Raw genomic sequence first — 16,775 nt, 5'->3', positions numbered from 1 at the left:
GCCCGGTGTCGCCCGTCTTGAGCCCCGGATTTTGCGTTCCACGACAGGGACTTGCAGGCAATATGGGGCAGGCGACAGGGTGTCGCCTTCGTCGCCGGAGTGTCGCCCTAGCCGAACACCGCCACGCACTGCATCCCGTCGAGCACCTGTTTGCCGTCCGCATTCCACAGGCGCAGCCGCTCGCTCGAATAGCCGGCGTCGGCATGCTGGCTGGCATTCTCGCTCAGCCACCAGCCGTCGCGCGTGACCGGGTCGGTGTCGAGCAGGTTGAACGACCAGTTGATCGAGCTGATCGGGCCCTGCCGCTCCATCGCCCGCATCGCGCCGGGCGGCAGGACATCGCCGAGCAGGATCAGCTCGCTGACCGGATCGAGGCCCTCGCGGTCGGTCAGCCGCCCCCAGCGGCGTACCACCGGGTCGCCCGGCCCGCGCATCTCCTGCGCGCGCAGGATCTCGAAATTGTTCTGGATGAAGGCCGGCCCCTTGCCTTTCATCGCCGGCTCCTGCTCTTCCGGCGCGCCGGGCCAGTCCTCGACCGGGGCGGCGGGATGCACGGCGTTGGGCTCGCGTGCGGTGCCGAACAGCCAGAAAGCGGTGAGGTTGCATTTGCCCTCGCACCAGATTTCGCTGCGCACCTGCGCGACATTGCGCCCCTGCCGCACGATCTCGCGTCTGAGCTCGACCTCCGGTCCGGTCGGCGCGACGAAAGCCACTTGTCCTGCCCGCAGCGGCGGCAGGTCGGGGAAGGCGCGGACTGCGGCAAGATAGGCGATCAGCGCCGAGGCACCGCCATACAGCGTGCGCCCCTGCATCCAGTTGTCGAGGCCGGTGAAGCGGGTGGCGCCGCCCTCCGCAGTGATCGGATCTATAAGATTGGCAAGGCTCATAGGATGGTGTCATTGCGGCTCCGGGGCGCGCCGTCCAGACTGACGTTACGTAAGGCGCGATCAAGCCGATTGCCTTTGCTCTGCAGAATCGCTAGTGCGCCGCTTCCTTCCCGAGAGGGAAGGCGAGGCCCGATGGCGGAGTGGTTACGCAGAGGACTGCAAATCCTTGCACGCCGGTTCGATTCCGGCTCGGGCCTCCACTTCCCGCTGCCGGGAATGTGCCGCTTTAGCTCAGTTGGTAGAGCACATCATTCGTAATGATGGGGTCACGTGTTCGAGTCACGTAAGCGGCACCACTGCCTCTTTTCAAACTCTCCCCCCGCCTCTTGGCGCTTGCGGTCGAGTAAGTATTCGGCGCATCCGACATCATCGACGAACAGCGCATCTCCGGTGGAGATGCCAACCGGGTCGTCGAGACCTTCGCTTTCATTCAGGGTGCCAGCCACAGGCGGATGATCCACGCGACGAGACCGAGCACCGTGACGCTCGCCAGCCAGATTCCGGCCATCCAGGCGAGTCGCTTCCACAGAGGTTGCTGTGGCTCCCGCGGCGCGAGCATCAGTGGTAGCCCTCGTCGGCGACCTTGCCCCTGAACACCCAATACGCCCAGGCCGTGTAGGCGATGATAAGCGGCATCGTGATCGCCACGCCGATCAGCATGAAGATCTGGCTCTTCTCAGGCGCCGCAGCATCCCAGATCGTTACTCCCGGCGGCACGACATAGGGCCACATTGTGACGCCAAGTCCGGCCATGCCGAAAAAGAACAGCGCAATCGAAAGCCAGAACGGCTTGCTGTTCCGGTCCTTCCTGATGGCCTGGATCATCGACAGCGCGATTATCCCGGTCAGGATGGGAACCGGCGCGGCGAAATAGATCTCGGGTTCCGTCAGCCACCTCGCGGCGTATTCGGCATTGAGGAAAACGTTGTAGAGGCTGACCGCTCCCATCAGGATGAGCGTCGCGATGGCCGACCGCAGGGCGAGATAGCGCGCATGTTTCTGTGCGCCGCCGTCGAGTTTCCAGATCAGCCACGTGCTGCCGAGCAGGGCGTAGCCTGCAACCACGCCAAGCCCGCACAGCAGGGTGTATGGGGTGAGCCAGTCGAACCAGCTGCCGGCATAGCTGCGATCAACCACGTCGATACCCTGCAGCAAAGCACCGAGCGTCATGCCCTGCGCCATGGCCGCGACGAGCGAGCCGCCGGCGAAGGCGGCGTCCCAGAACGCCCGGTGCCCCGGATCGCGCCAACGGTATTCGAAGGCGACGCCCCGAAACACGAGGCCCAGCAGCATGGCGATTATCAGCGGATAGGTGGCCGGCAGGATGACCGCATAGGCGAGCGGGAAGGCGGCAAACAGTCCGCCGCCTCCGAGCACGAGCCACGTCTCGTTTCCATCCCAGACCGGGGCGATCGAATTCATCGCCCGATCGCGGCCCTGCCCGACGCGGATCGTCGGGAACAGGATGCCGATGCCCAGGTCGAACCCGTCCATCACGACATAGGCGAAAACGGCAAAGGCGATGATGAAGGCCCAGATTATCGTGAGATCCATCACGCGTCCTCCTTCTCGCTCGGCAACGTCTCTTCATGGCCGGGGTTCTGAGTCGGACCCGGGGTGATGCCCGCGGTCCGGATCGGCCCGGTGTCACCGCGCTTGACCCCGACCTCGCCGACATGCGGTGTCTTGCCCATCAGGCGCAGGATGTACCAGACGCCGATCCCGAAAACGGTGAAGTAGACGAGAATGAAGGCCAGCAGCGAGGCGGCGACAGCCGGCGCATCCAGCGGACTTGCCGCGTCGGCAGTGCGCAAGAGGCCGTAGATCACATAGGGCTGGCGGCCGACCTCGGTCGTGATCCATCCGGCAAGGACGGCAACGAACCCGGAAGGCGCCATGGCGAGCGCGGCCTTGTGCAACAGAGGCCAGTCGTAAAGCCGCTTGCGCCAGCGTGCGTAAAGGCTCCAGAGCCCTACGCCGAGCATCGCAAAGCCGATCCCCACCATGATGCGGAAGGACCAGAAGACCATGCCCACCGGCGGCTCTTCATCATCCGGGATCGTGTCGAGACCGTCCATAGGGGCGTTCAGATCGTGCTTCAGGATCAGCGATGACAACTTGGGTATCTCGATCGCATAGCGAACGGTCTTCGCCTCGCTGTCCGGGATGCCGAACAGGATCAGGGGCGCGCCGTCGGGATGGCTTTCGAAATGGCCTTCCATCGCCATGACCTTGGCGGGCTGGTGCTCGAGCGTGTTGAGGCCGTGCATGTCGCCGGCAAAGATCTGCAGCGGAGTGACGATCGCCGCCATCCACATCGCCATCGAGAACATCTTGCGGGCGTGGATATTCGTCTTGTCTTTCAGAAGGTGCCATGCGCCCACGCCGCCGACCACGAAGGCCGTAGTGAGGTAAGCCGCCATCACCGTATGCACGAGACGATACGGGAAGCTCGGATTGAAAACGATGTCCCACCAGCTGTCGCTCGGCAGGAACTGGCCGTTTTCCCCCAGTACATGCCCGACGGGCGTCTGCATCCAGCTGTTCACCGACAGGATCCAGAAGGCCGATACGAAAGTGCCGAGAGCGACCATCAAGGTGGCCGTGAAGTGCAGCCTCTTGCCCACCTTGTTCATGCCGAACAGCATGACGCCGAGGAAGCCCGCCTCGAGGAAGAAGGCGGTCAGGACCTCATAGGCCATCAGCGGCCCGATGACCGGCCCGGCGACGTCGGAAAACACCGACCAATTGGTGCCGAACTGATAGCTCATCACGATGCCCGAGACGACGCCCATGGCAAAGGCGATGGCGAAGATCTTGAGCCAGTATTTGAACAGATCGAGATAGACCTGCCTGCCGGTCTTCAGCCACAGGCCCTCCAGCACCGCGAGGTAGCTCGCCAGTCCGATGGAGAAGGCCGGAAAGAAGAAGTGGAAGCTGACCGTGAAGGCGAACTGGATCCGTGCCAGCAGCAGGGCATCTAACTGATCGAACATGGGTAACCCTTACCTCACTTAAGCCGCCGCAGACCGTGCGAATTTGGAAACAGGTGTCGTGTCGCAGGCATCAGATGAGACCCCGGGCCAGATATTGATCATGAGGCTCGGGCGGCGTCCCGTCGTCCAGAACCAGCTTATCGAAGGCCCTGGACTGCGAGAGAAATACCTGCCCGTTGAGCTCCTCGATGAAATGTGATCGTTTCAGCCGGTCCATCACCGGCCCTTTGACCTCGGAGAGATGCAGTCCGATCTTGCCGTCCCCAAGCCGGTGATTGATTGCCTCGAGGCTTTCCAGGCCCGAAGCATCGATTGCATTCACCGCGCTGCACATCAGGATCACGTGCCGGACCGCCGGACGGTCGGCGACCTCCTCCAGCACATATTCCTCCAGCCAGCGCGCGTTGAGATAGGTCAGCGCCTCGTCGATGCGGATCGACAGGATGTGAGGTGCGGTGATGACCTTGTGCCGCTCGACATTGCGGAAGTGTTCGGTTTCCGGGACCCGCCCGACGATAGCCGCATGCGGGCGACTGGCACGCCACAGGTACAGCAGCAGACCAACGACAACCCCTGCGATCACACCCAATTCGACGCCGGCCAGAAGGGTGATTGCGATCGTCGCGATATGCGCAGCGAAATCGGCCTTCGAATAGCGCCACAACCGCCCCGGTGTCTTCAGATCGACGAGGCTCAGGACTGCGACGATGATCGTCGCAGCAAGGGTTGCGATCGGCAGGCTGAACAGCAGCGGAGTCAGGAACAGCGTCGCCAGCGCAATGCCAATCGCGGTGTAGGCGCCGGCTGCGGGTGTCTGCGCGCCAGCATCGAAGTTGACGGCCGAACGCGCGAAACCGCCCGTAACCGGATAGCCACCCGAAAATGCGCTGGCGATATTGGCTGCGCCGAGGCCGATCAGTTCTTGGTCGGGGGAAATGCGCTGACGACGCTTGGCGGCAAGGGTCTGCGCCACCGAGACACTTTCGACAAAGCCGATGATCGAGATGAGCAGGGCCGGGACCCAAAGCTTCTCGATGAGAGCCACATCGGTGCTCGGCACCGCAAACGGCGGGAGGCCCTGCGGGATCGCGCCGACGAGGCTGACGCCCTTTTCACCCAGGTCGAACAGCACGGCTGCAAGAATCGTCAGCGCCACCGCGACCACCGGTCCGGCCTTTGCGGTCGTGTCGGCTGCACGTTCCGGCATGCCGATGCGCTGGAGCGCAGGCTTCGCACCTTTTCGCACCCAGAACAGGAACAGCGTCGCCGGAATGCCGATCGCAAGCGTCCAGGCATTCACGTCTGCAATCGTGTTGCCGAGCGAGCCCAGCATCTCGGGCCAATTGTCGCCACCCGCACGAATGCCGAGGATGTGCTTTAGCTGGCTCGTGGCGATCAGGATTCCCGATGCGGTAATAAAGCCGCTGATCACCGGGTGTGAGAGCAGATTTGCCAGGAAACCGGCGCGCAGGAAACCGAGGATCGCCAGCATGACACCGGACAGCATGGCGAGTGTGATCGCCGCTTCGAGATATTCCGCTGTGCCTTGCTGCGCGACCGCGCCTGCGGCCGACGCCGTCATCAGCGAGATCACTGCGACAGGGCCGACGGCGAGCGTGCGGCTCGTGCCGAAGATCGCATAGAGAACGAGCGGCAGGATCGAGGCATAGAGGCCAACGACCGGCGGAAGTCCCGCGAGCAGCGCGTAGGCGAGGCTCTGTGGGATCAGCATCACGGTGACGATCACCGCCGCCATGAGATCGTCGGTCAGGACGCTGCGATCGTAGGTCCGACCCCATTCCAGGATGGGAAGATAGCGAGAAAGCATTCCTTCAAGGCCTCGTTTCTATCGCCTTGCCACTCGATCTATTGGGCGATCAGGCCGCCCGGACCCGCCAGCCACTCGCGGCCCTTGAGCATCCCGTTCCAGTAGATCCAGGGCAGTACGTCGGCTTTCAGCATCCACGACAGACGCTGCGGTTTGGTGCCATCGATGATCCACTCGGGAAAGCTCGGCATCAGCTTGCCGCCATAGCCGAACTCGGCAAGCACGATCTTGCCGCGTTCGACTGTGAGGGGGCATGAGCCATAGCCGTCATAACCCGCCCTGGGTCCGTGACCATCGAGCTGCTGCAAGACGTTGACCGCCACGACAGGTGACTGTTTGCGGACAGCGGCGGCTGTTTTCGCATTGGGCATCGAACCCGCATCGCCAAGCCCGTAGACATTGTCGTAGCGATTGTGACGCAGGGTGTGCTGATCGACGTCGGTAAAGCCGCTCTCGGCAGCCAGCGGGCTGTCGGAAAGAAACTGCGGCGCGACTTGCGGGGGGACGACATGCAGCATGTCGAATTCGCGCGAAACTTCCCCCTCGTCAGTCATGAAGACGGCCTCTTGCGCAGGACCATCGACTGAAACGAGGGTATGGCCAAGGCTGAGGTCCACACCATATTTCTCGATATAGCCCATCAGCGCGGGCACATAATCCGCCACACCGAACAGCACGCCGCCCGCATTGCAGAATTCGACGTCGATATCCCGGAGCACGCCTGCCCGCAGCCAGTGATCGCAGGAGAGATACATCGCCTTCTGCGGCGCGCCGGCGCATTTGATCGGCATAGGGGGCTGCGTGAAAATCGCGCGGCCGCTCCTGAGCTTCTGGACGAGCTCCCAGGTGTAGGGGGCAAGGTCGTAGCGATAGTTCGACGTAACACCGTTTTTGCCGAGCGTGTCCTCGAGACCTTCGATCTTCTCCCATGCCAGGCGGATGCCCGGGGCCACCACCAGCGCCTCGTATCGGACGATAGAGCCGCCCTCTAGCGTCACTTCATTGGCTTCCGGCTGGAAGGATTTTGCCGCCTGCCGAATCCAGGTGACCGCTTTGGGCATCACGCTCGCCATGCTGCGGCGGGTGACTTCCGGTTTGAAGATACCGCCGCCGACCATCGTCCAGCCAGGCTGATAGGCGTGGGTATCGGCGGGCTCGATGATTGCGATGTCGAGACCGGAGCGCCGTTTGAGGAGAGAAGCGGCGGTTGCGATCCCGGCAGCACCGCCGCCTACGATTACTATTGTATGTGAGCCGGGCATGGTGGCTCTCCCGAGATTGGCTAGATGAGCTTGTCGCTGAGATCGGTGAGGTCGTAGCCAGCGGCGGCAGCTCGCGTGAGGCGTTCGCTCGGATCGAGATCGTCAGGGTTTGCGAGCGTATCGAGTGTGATCGACCGCGTCCCGGTGCGGCAGAAGGCCAGCAAAGGGCCCTCGGTCCCGCGGCGGACGGACCGGAACGCGGCGATGGCTGCGGCGGGAAATGCCCCACCCGACACGGGGATATGATGGAAGGCCAACCCATTGCCCTCGGCCGCGGCGCGCATCTCCTCGATGCTCGGCTGGCCCGCCTCTTCTCCATCAGGGCGATTGCAGATTATCGCCACGAAACCGCGCTCTGCGAGGGTTGCCAAATCAGAGGGCTGCATTTGCGGCGCGACGGCAAAATTCGGAGTGACTTCACGGATCTCCATCAGGCATTCCTTTCGAAAAGTCGCGCGAGCAACATCCCCGCGAGCATCGCGCCGACAAAGATCGCGGCGGAAATCGGCTCGATCACAAGCGCGGCGATCCCGGGTCCAGGGCACAGGCCGGCGATGCCCCATCCTATTCCGAAGAGCGCCGATCCGCCGATCAGTCGCGGAGTCAGGTCCTGGGTTCCGGGCAGGGCGAAGCCGCCGCCAAACAATGGCTCGGTGAGCTTGGGTTGGATTTGCCAGGCAACGACCATCACCAGAACCGCGCCGCCCATGACAAAGGCCAGCGTCGGATCCCAATCGCCGAAGATGTCGAGAAAACCGCGCACCCGCGCGGGATCGGTCATGCCGCCAAGCGCAAGGCCCGCACCGAAGATCGAGCCTGAAAGGGCCGGAACGAGAATGCGCCCGTTCATGGAAGCACATCCAGTCCCATCGCATTCATCACAGCGACGGTACCAATTCCGGTAATCATGAAGCTGAGTGTCGCGATGATCGAGCGTTGCGAGAAACGGCTCATGCCGCATACGCCGTGCCCACTGGTACAGCCGCTGCCAAGGCGCGTGCCTATGCCCACGATCAGGCCGGCGATCACGAGATAGACTGGCGATGCGAAGTTCGCGGGCAATCCACCTTTGGCGACCAATACGATAAGCGCACCGAGCGGCAGGCCGATGACAAAGGCCCAGGCCGAAGTGCGCGGCAGGCTGCTGTCGGCAAGACCCGTTGCCCGCGCAGCGATGCCCGAAACGCCCGCAATGCGGCCGATCCCGAGCAGCATCAGCGCCGCCGCAAGCCCGATGAGCACACCGCCTATTAGGCCCGCCAGCGGCGCCGCGTCCGGATAAGCCGCAAGCGTCATACAGCGTTCACCGGGATCTTGATGTAGCTGACACCATTATCCTCCGGCTCAGGCAGGCGGCCGCCGCGGATGTTCACCTGCACCGACGGCATGATGAGGTTGGGCATGGCCAGCGTCTTGTCGCGCGAAGTGCGCATCTCGACGAACTCGTCCTCGGTCACACCGTCCTTTACGTGCACATTGCTTGTCCGCTGCTGCTTGACGGTGGTTTCCCAGGCGTATTCATTGCGGCCCGGAGCCTTGTAATCGTGGCACAGGAACAATCTCGTCTCATCCGGCAGCGACAGGAGGCGCCGGATCGACCGGAACAGTTCGCGCGCATCGCCACCGGGGAAATCGGCACGCGCCGTGCCGAAGTCAGGCATGAAAATAGTGTCGCCGACGAAGGCCGCATCGCCGATGATGAAGGCCATGTCTGCCGGTGTATGCCCGGGCACGTGCAGCGCGATGCCTTCGATCTCGCCCAATCTGAACGTCTCGCCGTCAACGAAGAGGTGATCGAATTGCGATCCGTCGCGCTCGAAATCGCTCCCGGCGTTGAACAGTTTTCCGAACACCTCCTGCACGCGAATGATATCTTTCCCGATCGCGAGCTTCCCCCCGAGTTTCTCCTGAAGGTAGGGGGCAGCCGAAATGTGATCGGCATGGGCATGGGTTTCGATATGCCAGGTCACTTTCAAATTATGCGAAGTGACGTATTCGATGATGAGATCGGCAGAGCCATTCGATGTTCGCCCTGAAGCCGCTTCGTAATCGAGAACCGAATCGATGACGGCAGCCTCGCCTGTGGCGGGATCATGGACCACATAGCTGACCGTATTAGTTGCCTCGTCGAAAAAGCCTGTAATTGAGGGGCGAAGCGACTTCTCCGCTTGCGCCCGCCTGATCTGTTCGGCCGCAGCCTGAAGGTTCACGTCTGGATCAGACATGGCATACTCCTTTGATTACATAAAATATGTATATGTCTTGCATTCCGAGAGTCAAGTGGTAAGAGGCCGATCATGACTACTGATGACGCTCGGGCAGGGAGCTCTCAAAACCTTCGGATCGGTGACACGGCGCCGGACTTCGAAGCTCGAAGCACTATCGGACCGGTCAAGCTGTCCGGTTTCCGGGGGCGTTGGCTGATCCTGTTCTCGCACCCGGCGGACTTTACGCCGGTCTGTACGACTGAATTCGTCGAGCTGGCGCGGCAGGCAGGGGAGTTCAAGCGGCGCGACTGCGAGCTCATGGCACTCTCGGTCGATAGCTTGTTCTCGCATTTTGCCTGGCTCCGAATGATCAGGGATCGCTTCGATATCGAGGTGCGTTTCCCGATCGTTGAAGACCCGACGCTCGTTATCGGTCGTGCATTCGGAATGGTCGCGCCACAGGACAGTGACAGCGCCACGGTGCGAACCACCTTTTTCATCGATCCATCAGGCGCGATCCGCGCAATGACCTGTTATCCCGCCAATATGGGCCGTTCGATACCCGAGATGCTGCGTATGCTCGATGCGTTGCAGGCGATCGACGCGGAGAGCGCTCTTGCGCCGGCAAACTGGCAGCCCGGAGAACCCCTGCTCGAGCAACCAACCCAAAACCTAGATGATGTGTTCAAGGCTGGCGATGGTGCAGCTTGGTTTCTTCGCGAGGCTGGGAAGGGCGAGAAAAAATGACCGAGGACGCGCCGATCGACCAACTGAAAGCTATCGCGCATCCGCTGCGATTTCAGATTGTCCAGTTGCTCAGAGACGGCGAGCTCAACGTGGGCGAGATCGAACAGGTATCAGGTATAAGTCAGCCTGCGCTCTCCCAGCAGCTGGGGGTTCTCAGAAAAGCCGATCTCGTTGAGACCCGCAAGGAAGCAAAGCTGGTGTTCTACAAGCTCAATGAAGATCGCTTGACCGAACTGGGCATCCTGATCGGCGGGCTGGATGCTCGCGCCATTTCGAGGAGTGCACCCAGCAGGTCTGCTGCACCCGGTGTCGCCAATTTCGCGCGGATGTCTTGATCCTCCCTCAGCCCGGGAAGGGCAGTTTCTTGCCCGACAATGCAATCGCGTGTAATGCACATAGATTGAGTGTTTTGAGGGTCGAGCGATGCGCACCTTTCTTTTAGCTTCGATTGTCGGTGCTTCGGTCGCCGGCGCTAGCGTGACTGCCGTGGCGCAGGTGCGCGAGGATGACGTTATCGCATCGGATCAGGCGGGAGCGCTGGACGCGCCCGAGACGTGGAATTGTCGCAAGATCCAGCCGGAATATACCCGCTGGTTGAGAGACGGTAATTCGGCTGAAAGCTGGCGCTATGTCGGCAATACCTATCGCGACGTCGATACCGGCGAGCTCTACACCTGGCAGGACTGGCTAGAATGGGCGGAAACGGCGAATTGTGCCGCACTCCCGGCGAACACCAGCTCCTCGGCGATACTAATCGGGGGCGCAGTCGCTGCGTTTGGCACAGGGCTGATTATCGCGGCGAATGGTTCGGGGCCCAAGAGCCCCGGCTGAATTTCCTACGGCACTCGAGAAGTGAAGAGGGGCGCCCCCAAAGAGCGCCCTCTCCGATTGTGTCCAACGCTTTTCGCGCGTCGTCCCTCACTTCAATGGGAGGATCTGCGCGATAATGTGGTCTGCCGCCTCTTCGGGGCTCATTTCCACCGTGTTGACCCGGATTTCCGGATTCTCCGGCGCCTCATAGGGGCTGTCGATCCCGGTGAAGTTCTTGAGCTTGCCTTCGCGGGCCTTCTTGTAGAGGCCCTTGACGTCGCGCGCCTCGGCGACTTCGAGCGGGGTGTCGACATGGATCTCGATGAACTCGCCTGCGTCGATCATTTCGCGCACCAGCTGCCGGTCGGCGCGGAATGGCGAGATAAAGGCGGTGAGCACGATCAGGCCCGCATCGGTCATCAGCTTGGCGACCTCGCCGATGCGGCGGATATTCTCGATCCGGTCGCTTTCGGTGAAACCCAAATCCTTGTTGAGGCCGTGTCGGACATTGTCGCCGTCTAGCAGGAAGGTGTGGCGGTTCATGATCGCCAGCTTCTTTTCGACCTCGTTGGCGATGGTCGACTTGCCAGAGCCGGACAGGCCGGTGAACCACAGCACGCGCGGCGTCTGGTTCTTCATTCCCGCGTGATGCTCGCGCGTGATGTCGGTCGCCTGCCAGTGCACGTTCTGGCTGCGGCGCAGGCTGAAGTGGATCATTCCAGCCCCGACCGTGCGATTGCTGATCTTGTCGATCAGGATGAACCCGCCCAGCGCGCGGTTTTCCTCGTAGGGATCGAACACGATCCGCTTGTCGGTGGTGATCTCGCACACGCCGATCTGGTTGAGGTGCAGCGTCTGCGCGGCGAGATGGTCCATCGTGTTGACGTCGATCTCGTATTTCGGCTCGGCGACAGTCACGCTGACCGTCTGCGTACCGAGCTTGAGCCAGTAAGCGCGGCCTACGACCAGCGCTTCGTCGTCCATCCACACGATGGTGCTTTCGAACTGGTCGGCCACCTCGGGCGGGTTGTCGGCGGCAGCGAGCACGTCGCCGCGCGAGCAATCGATCTCGTCCTCAAGGGTGATGGTGACGGACTGGCCGGCAATCGCCTCGTCGAGGTCGCCCGACATAGTCACCACCGATTTGACCTGGCTCGTCTTGCCAGAGGGCAGCGAGCGCAGAGTGTCGCCCGGCTTCACGCTGCCGGTCGCAATCAGGCCGCTGAAGCCGCGAAAGTCGAGGTTGGGGCGGTTGACCCACTGCACCGGCATGCGAAACGGCTTGTCGAGATTGGCGGCGCTGCTGACCTCGACTACTTCGAGATGATCGATCAGCGTCGGGCCTTCGTACCAATTCGTGTTGTCCGAGGATGCGGTGATGTTGTCGCCCGCGAGGCCCGAGATCGGGATGGCGGTAAAGCTCTCGATCCCGATGCTCTTTGCGAACTTCTCGTAATGCGCGACGATCGCATCGAACTTCGCCTGGTCGTAGCCGATCAGGTCCATCTTGTTCACCGCGAGGACGAGGTTGCGGATGCCCAGCTGGTGGCACAGGAAGCTGTGGCGCTTCGTCTGCACCAGCACGCCCTTGCGCGCGTCGATCAGGATGCAGGCGAGGTCGGCGGTCGAGGCGCCGGTGACCATGTTGCGCGTGTACTGCTCGTGACCCGGGCAATCGGCAACGATGAACTTGCGCTTCTCGGTCGCGAAAAAGCGGTAGGCGACGTCGATGGTGATGCCCTGCTCGCGCTCGGCGGCGAGGCCGTCGACCAGCAGGGCGAAGTCGATTTCCTGCCCCTGCGTGCCAACGCGCTTGCTGTCGTTCTCGAGGGCCGCGAGCTGGTCCTCGAAGATCATCTTCGAATCATAGAGCAGACGGCCGATCAGGGTTGACTTGCCGTCATCCACGCTACCGCAGGTGATGAAGCGCAGCATCGACTTGTTCTGGTGCTGCTCGAGATAGGCGTCGATGTCCTCGGCGATGAGGGCGTCGGTCTGGTAGATCGGGTCGGTCATAGGTCTCAAATCCGTTCGGGCTGAGCTTGTCGAAGCCCTGCACTTTCTTCGATCCCGCCAGCCCCGAAGAAGGGCGGCCCTTCGACAAGCTCAGGGCGAACGGGAACTACGGTTGCAGCGTTAGAAGTAGCCTTCCTGCTTCTTTTTCTCCATCGACGCGTCGCCCGCGTCCTTGTCGATCACGCGGCCCTGGCGCTCGCTTGTGGTGGTCAGCAGCATTTCCTGCACTACCTCGCTCAGCGTGGCGGCCTCGCTCTCGACCGCGCCGGTCAGCGGGAAGCAGCCCAGCGTGCGGAACCGAATGGATTTCTCGGTGGTCTCGGGGCGATAGCCCATGACCTTTTCCAGCCGGTCGAGGTCGTCGGCCATGAACAGGCCGCCTTCATATTCGAAGGTCGGGCGCGGCGCGCTGAAATACAGCGGCACGATCTCGATGTTCTCGGCCATGATGTATTGCCAGATGTCGAGCTCGGTCCAGTTGGAGAGCGGGAAGACGCGGATGCTCTCGCCCTTCTTCTTGCGCGCATTGTAGAGGTTCCACAGTTCGGGGCGCTGGTTCTTCGGGTCCCAGCCGTGGCTGGCAGTGCGGAAGGAGAAGATGCGCTCTTTCGCGCGGCTCTTTTCCTCATCGCGGCGGGCGCCGCCGAAGGCCGCATCGAAGCCGTATTTGTCGAGCGCCTGCTTGAGCCCCTCTGTCTTCCACATGTCGGTGTGCAAGGGGCCATGGTCAAAGGGATTGATCCCCCGCTCCTCGGCCTCTGGATTCTGGTGGACGAGCAGTTCCATACCCGCATCCTTCGCGCTCTTCTCGCGCAGCGCGTACATCTCCTGGAACTTCCATGTCGTGTCGACATGCAGCAGCGGGAAGGGCGGCGGCGAGGGATAAAAGGCCTTCTTTGCCAAATGCAGCATCACGGCGCTGTCCTTGCCGATCGAATAGAGCATCACCGGCTTGTCTGCCTCGGCAACCACTTCGCGCATGATGTGGATGCTCTCGGCCTCGAGGCGCTGGAGATGGGTCAGGGTCTTTGCGTCGCTCATCGGAATTCCTTTTCGGAAGCGAGGAGATAAAGGCCGTGGTTTATCATGGACCTCCCATTTGGGAGGTATTATACGCAAGAGATGCGTATCCCCAATCTGGGCGAGGTCGAACTGCTCGTGCCCCTGCAGGAGGGCATTTTTGAGCAACCGATGTGGTCGACCTTCCTAAGCCGTCTCAAGCGCGTTGCAGGTGTGCACGCCGCGCATATCCGCCTGCGGTTGCCCGGCGCCCGGGACGAGACAGATCTGTCGGCGGGTGCGGACCAATTTCCGCGCGCGCCTTCCGATGCCGAATTGCGCGAGGGACGCGTCTATTCGGCGGAGGAACTGGGCAGCGGGCGAGATGCCGACATGGACATGCGGGTCATGCGGCTGGCCGGCTCGGAAGAGATCGAGGCGTGGATTGCTTTGCGCGGCGAGGATCTCGACGCAGAACACTCGCGCTTGCTGACCGCGCTTGCGCCCTACTTTCGCGTCGCCTTGCGTGTGTTGGCAAGCCTCGAACGGGAGAAGGCGCGGGCCTCGTTCAGCGCCGATGCACTCGCCCGGATGAATTTCGGCTGGATCGCACTCGACGAGCGGTGCCGCGTCGTCGAGAGCGATCCTCAGGCGGAGCGTTTCCTCGCGCGCTCAAGAGTTTTGCGGAGAGGTCCCTATGATCGCCTGACTCCCTCCCTTCCAGAGATCGACCGCCAACTTACGGCGCTGGTTCGCGACTGCGCCGCCGATCCCAATATGCGGCCGCGGGCGATCAATATGTGCCGCGATCCCTGGATCGAGGTGCTGGTTTCGCCGGTGCACCTCGATACGCTGGTTGGCGACAGCCGCACCGTCGCCATGCTATATTTGCGGGGTGACCGGTCTTCCAGCGCCGACCGGCACGAACAACTCGTCGACCTGTTCGATCTGACCCCTGCCGAGGCACGGTTGGCATGGTCGTTGTCCCAGGGCCTGTCGATTGCCGAAGCGGCGGAGCAGCACGGTCTGACCGTCGAGACGGCGCGATATTATTCGAAGAAAATCTACGCCAAGACCGGTGCGCGCGGGCAGGTCGATCTGGTTCGGAATATCCTTACCGGAGTGCTGGCGCTCGCCTAGCCGGTGCGCGCCGTAAGGTCCGGCCAGAACAGATCGGCGCCGCGGGCCACGACGAGGTCACCCAATACACGGCCCCAATGCGCATCGCCGCCGAACTCGCTTCGCCACTTGCGTAAGCGACCGGTCAGATAATGAAGCGGGTATTCCTGTGTGAAGCCGATCGCCCCATGAACCTGGTGGGCAATCCTCGCGCCTGCACTTGCCGCGCTGTTGGCGCGCAGCTTGGCGGCAGCGACTTCGAAAGCCGCATCGCCGCGGTCTAGCGCTTCGGCAGCGCCCATCGCCGCACAGTTGGCGGCTGCCGCCTCGCAGGCGAAAGTGGCGAGGTCCTGCTGCACCGCCTGAAACTTTGCCAATGGCCGCCCGAACTGCTGGCGCTCGTTGACGTATGCAACGCTTATTGCCAGCGCCGCGTCGAGCGCGCCGGCGATTTGCGCGGTGCGCGCGAAGGCCCCGAGACGGAAGTGCGCGTCGCTTCCCTCCACCTCACGCCGTGCGATAATCTGCTCGACCAGCGGCAATCCGAGCGCATGATAGCCGGCAAGACGAAAAACCGTCAGCGCATCGACATGGTTGCCGCCAAAACCGCCATCCTCTTCGGAAACCAGCAGCAATGGAAGGCCAAGCTCCTCAAGCCGGGCCAAATCGCTCTTGTCGGCTTGGGGGCCAAGCTCGGCAAACAGCGGGTCGGCCATTTCGGCCAGCATGCGGCGCGTGTCGCTCATCGTAGCCCCAGTCCCCGCGCAATGATCCCCTTGAGGATTTCGCGTGTGCCGCCACGCAACGAGAAGCTCGGCGCCACCTGAAGCAAATACGCCGTGACGCTTGCGAGCACATCGTCGCCTGTCAGGTCCATCTCGATCGCTGACTGAACCAGTTCCGGGATTGCCTGCTCGTAGGCATTGCCGAGATCCTTCACTATCGTTGCCTCCAGCGCGGGATCTTCGCCCCTGGCCAGCTTGGCAGCCACCGATGCGCTCATCAGCCGCAAGGTCCACGCTTCCGAAGCAAGCCTGCCGACAAGGTCGCGCGTGACCGGGTCCGAATGCTCTCCGGCGTGGCGCACCAATTCGAGGAACAGCACCATCGACGAGAGGTATCGCTCCGGACCGGACCGCTCGAGCGAGAGTTCCGCAGTCGCTTGCCGCCAACCCTGGCCTTCTTCACCGAGCAGGGCGGAGGCCGGCACGCGGACGTCCTCGAAGAACACCTCGTTGAATTCATGCGCGCCGGTGAGGTCGACGATTGGCTTCACCGTCACACCGGGTGCGTCGAGCGGGATCACAAATTGCGAGAGGCCCTGCTGGCGTTCAGAGCCTGCTTCGGAGCGGATCAGCGCGATCATGAAATGCGACCAATGCGCGCCCGTAGTCCAGACCTTCTGGCCGTTGATAATCCAATCATCGCGATCGCGGCGAGCCGCTGTCCTGACCGAGGCAAGATCCGAGCCCGAGTTCGGCTCCGACAGGCCGATGCAGGCGAATATCTCGCCGCGCACCATGCCGGGCACCCAGCGCGCCTTCAGCTCGTCATTGCCGAGCCGCAACAGCAAAGGCCCGCTTTGCCGGTCCGCTATCCAGTGCGCGCCTACCGGAGCGCCGGCGGCCAGCAACTCCTCGATCACGACATAGCGTTCGAGCTGGCTGCGCTCGTGCCCGCCGTACTCTTTCGGCCAGGTCATCCCGAGAAGCCCTGCCTCGCCTAGCATGCGGCTGAAGCCCGGGGCCGCCTTGGTCCAGCAATTGGCTCGGCGGACCGGATCGCGCTCGCCATGCTCCGCCACGAGCGCACGAACTTTCTGGCGCAGCGCGGGGGCGCTGTCCGGCCAGTCGACGGCTTCGGTGGCGAAGGTCTGCACGCGCTCTCCTCTCACGTTCTCTCTC

Annotated in this window: 19 protein-coding genes and 2 tRNA genes; 6 read left to right on the top strand and 15 right to left on the bottom strand. The window is 62.5% G+C overall.

All coding sequences use genetic code 11. From position 1 onward, the window contains the following. Positions 1-107 precede the first annotated feature (107 nt). Positions 108-887, bottom strand: a complete 780-nt coding sequence (locus tag P8Q88_RS05525) for an acyl-CoA thioesterase (protein ID WP_278322850.1) — start codon at positions 885-887, stop codon at positions 108-110. Between the two features lie 126 nt (positions 888-1,013). Between P8Q88_RS05525 and P8Q88_RS05520 the strand changes: the two genes are divergently transcribed. Both P8Q88_RS05520 and P8Q88_RS05515 read left to right on the top strand, forming a co-directional pair. After that, positions 1,014-1,087 (top strand) — tRNA-Cys (locus P8Q88_RS05520). 20 nt (positions 1,088-1,107) lie between these two features. After that, positions 1,108-1,183, top strand: a tRNA-Thr gene (locus tag P8Q88_RS05515). Here P8Q88_RS05515 and P8Q88_RS05510 read toward each other — a convergent pair. The 10 genes from P8Q88_RS05510 to P8Q88_RS05465 form a co-directional block, all read right to left on the bottom strand. Next, positions 1,154-1,333 (bottom strand): hypothetical protein, encoded by a 180-nt coding sequence (locus tag P8Q88_RS05510; RefSeq protein ID WP_278322849.1) that lies wholly within the window; start codon positions 1,331-1,333, stop codon positions 1,154-1,156. The two genes, P8Q88_RS05515 and P8Q88_RS05510, sit on opposite strands and share 30 nt — an antisense overlap. After that, positions 1,318-1,446 (bottom strand): DUF2474 domain-containing protein, encoded by a 129-nt coding sequence (locus tag P8Q88_RS05505; protein WP_278322848.1) that lies wholly within the window; start codon positions 1,444-1,446, stop codon positions 1,318-1,320. The genes P8Q88_RS05510 and P8Q88_RS05505 overlap by 16 nt, the downstream gene beginning before the upstream one ends. Next, complete coding sequence (gene cydB, locus P8Q88_RS05500; RefSeq protein WP_278322847.1) at positions 1,446-2,441, bottom strand: cytochrome d ubiquinol oxidase subunit II; 996 nt, start codon at positions 2,439-2,441, stop codon at positions 1,446-1,448. The genes P8Q88_RS05505 and cydB overlap by 1 nt, the downstream gene beginning before the upstream one ends. Then, a complete protein-coding gene (locus P8Q88_RS05495) occupies positions 2,441-3,883 on the bottom strand; it encodes a cytochrome ubiquinol oxidase subunit I (RefSeq protein WP_278322846.1) in 1,443 nt (480 codons plus the stop codon). The genes cydB and P8Q88_RS05495 overlap by 1 nt, the downstream gene beginning before the upstream one ends. A 70-nt stretch (positions 3,884-3,953) precedes the next feature. Beyond that, positions 3,954-5,711 carry a SulP family inorganic anion transporter gene (locus P8Q88_RS05490; protein ID WP_278322845.1) on the bottom strand — a complete coding sequence of 586 codons (1,758 nt, stop codon included), beginning with the start codon at positions 5,709-5,711 and terminating at the stop codon, positions 3,954-3,956. A 38-nt stretch (positions 5,712-5,749) separates the two neighbouring features. Next, the gene (locus P8Q88_RS05485) at positions 5,750-6,973 is read right to left on the bottom strand and encodes an NAD(P)/FAD-dependent oxidoreductase (protein ID WP_278322844.1); all 1,224 of its coding nucleotides are present in this window, start codon (positions 6,971-6,973) and stop codon (positions 5,750-5,752) included. A 20-nt stretch (positions 6,974-6,993) separates the two neighbouring features. Beyond that, positions 6,994-7,404, bottom strand: a complete 411-nt coding sequence (locus P8Q88_RS05480; RefSeq protein ID WP_278322843.1) for a protein tyrosine phosphatase family protein — start codon at positions 7,402-7,404, stop codon at positions 6,994-6,996. Further along, positions 7,404-7,823, bottom strand: coding sequence for a DUF6691 family protein (locus P8Q88_RS05475; protein ID WP_278322842.1), 420 nt, complete (start codon positions 7,821-7,823; stop codon positions 7,404-7,406). Before P8Q88_RS05475 ends, P8Q88_RS05480 begins: the two co-directional genes overlap by 1 nt. After that, positions 7,820-8,269, bottom strand: a complete 450-nt coding sequence (locus P8Q88_RS05470) for a YeeE/YedE family protein (protein WP_278322841.1) — start codon at positions 8,267-8,269, stop codon at positions 7,820-7,822. The genes P8Q88_RS05475 and P8Q88_RS05470 overlap by 4 nt, the downstream gene beginning before the upstream one ends. Beyond that, entirely contained in the window at positions 8,266-9,198 is a 933-nt protein-coding gene (locus P8Q88_RS05465) for an MBL fold metallo-hydrolase (protein WP_278322840.1), read from the bottom strand. Before P8Q88_RS05465 ends, P8Q88_RS05470 begins: the two co-directional genes overlap by 4 nt. Before the next feature lie 72 nt (positions 9,199-9,270). Between P8Q88_RS05465 and P8Q88_RS05460 the strand changes: the two genes are divergently transcribed. From P8Q88_RS05460 to P8Q88_RS05450, 3 genes are all read left to right on the top strand, one after another. Further along, complete coding sequence (locus P8Q88_RS05460; RefSeq protein ID WP_278322839.1) at positions 9,271-9,927, top strand: peroxiredoxin; 657 nt, start codon at positions 9,271-9,273, stop codon at positions 9,925-9,927. Beyond that, on the top strand, positions 9,924-10,262 hold the full coding sequence (locus tag P8Q88_RS05455; protein ID WP_278322838.1) for an ArsR/SmtB family transcription factor: 339 nt from the start codon (positions 9,924-9,926) through the stop codon (positions 10,260-10,262). Before P8Q88_RS05460 ends, P8Q88_RS05455 begins: the two co-directional genes overlap by 4 nt. Positions 10,263-10,350: 88 nt before the next feature. Further along, positions 10,351-10,758, top strand: a complete 408-nt coding sequence (locus tag P8Q88_RS05450) for a hypothetical protein (RefSeq protein WP_278322837.1) — start codon at positions 10,351-10,353, stop codon at positions 10,756-10,758. Positions 10,759-10,845: 87 nt separating this feature from the next. Here the strand turns inward: P8Q88_RS05450 and cysN are convergent, their stop codons facing one another. Together cysN and cysD are read right to left on the bottom strand one after the other, a co-directional pair. After that, positions 10,846-12,753: a sulfate adenylyltransferase subunit CysN gene (cysN, locus tag P8Q88_RS05445; protein WP_278322836.1), complete on the bottom strand. Its 1,908-nt coding sequence runs from the start codon at positions 12,751-12,753 to the stop codon at positions 10,846-10,848. A gap of 120 nt (positions 12,754-12,873) precedes the next feature. Further along, entirely contained in the window at positions 12,874-13,794 is a 921-nt protein-coding gene (gene cysD / locus P8Q88_RS05440) for a sulfate adenylyltransferase subunit CysD (RefSeq protein ID WP_278322835.1), read from the bottom strand. An 81-nt stretch (positions 13,795-13,875) separates the two neighbouring features. Between cysD and P8Q88_RS05435 the strand changes: the two genes are divergently transcribed. Further along, on the top strand, positions 13,876-14,892 hold the full coding sequence (locus P8Q88_RS05435; RefSeq protein WP_278322834.1) for a helix-turn-helix transcriptional regulator: 1,017 nt from the start codon (positions 13,876-13,878) through the stop codon (positions 14,890-14,892). On the opposite strand, the gene P8Q88_RS05430 is transcribed toward P8Q88_RS05435, so the two are convergent. Continuing rightward, positions 14,889-15,617: an acyl-CoA dehydrogenase family protein gene (locus P8Q88_RS05430; protein ID WP_278322833.1), complete on the bottom strand. Its 729-nt coding sequence runs from the start codon at positions 15,615-15,617 to the stop codon at positions 14,889-14,891. The genes P8Q88_RS05435 and P8Q88_RS05430 overlap by 4 nt on opposite strands. Further along, positions 15,614-16,750: an acyl-CoA dehydrogenase family protein gene (locus P8Q88_RS05425; RefSeq protein WP_278322832.1), complete on the bottom strand. Its 1,137-nt coding sequence runs from the start codon at positions 16,748-16,750 to the stop codon at positions 15,614-15,616. The genes P8Q88_RS05430 and P8Q88_RS05425 overlap by 4 nt, the downstream gene beginning before the upstream one ends. Positions 16,751-16,775: the final 25 nt, after the last annotated feature.

It is taken from the genome of Qipengyuania marincola, assembly GCF_029688625.1.
Lineage (GTDB): Bacteria > Pseudomonadota > Alphaproteobacteria > Sphingomonadales > Sphingomonadaceae > Qipengyuania.
The sequence above is the reverse complement of the archived record's forward strand: the minus strand, read 5'-3'. Positions and strand labels throughout refer to the sequence as shown.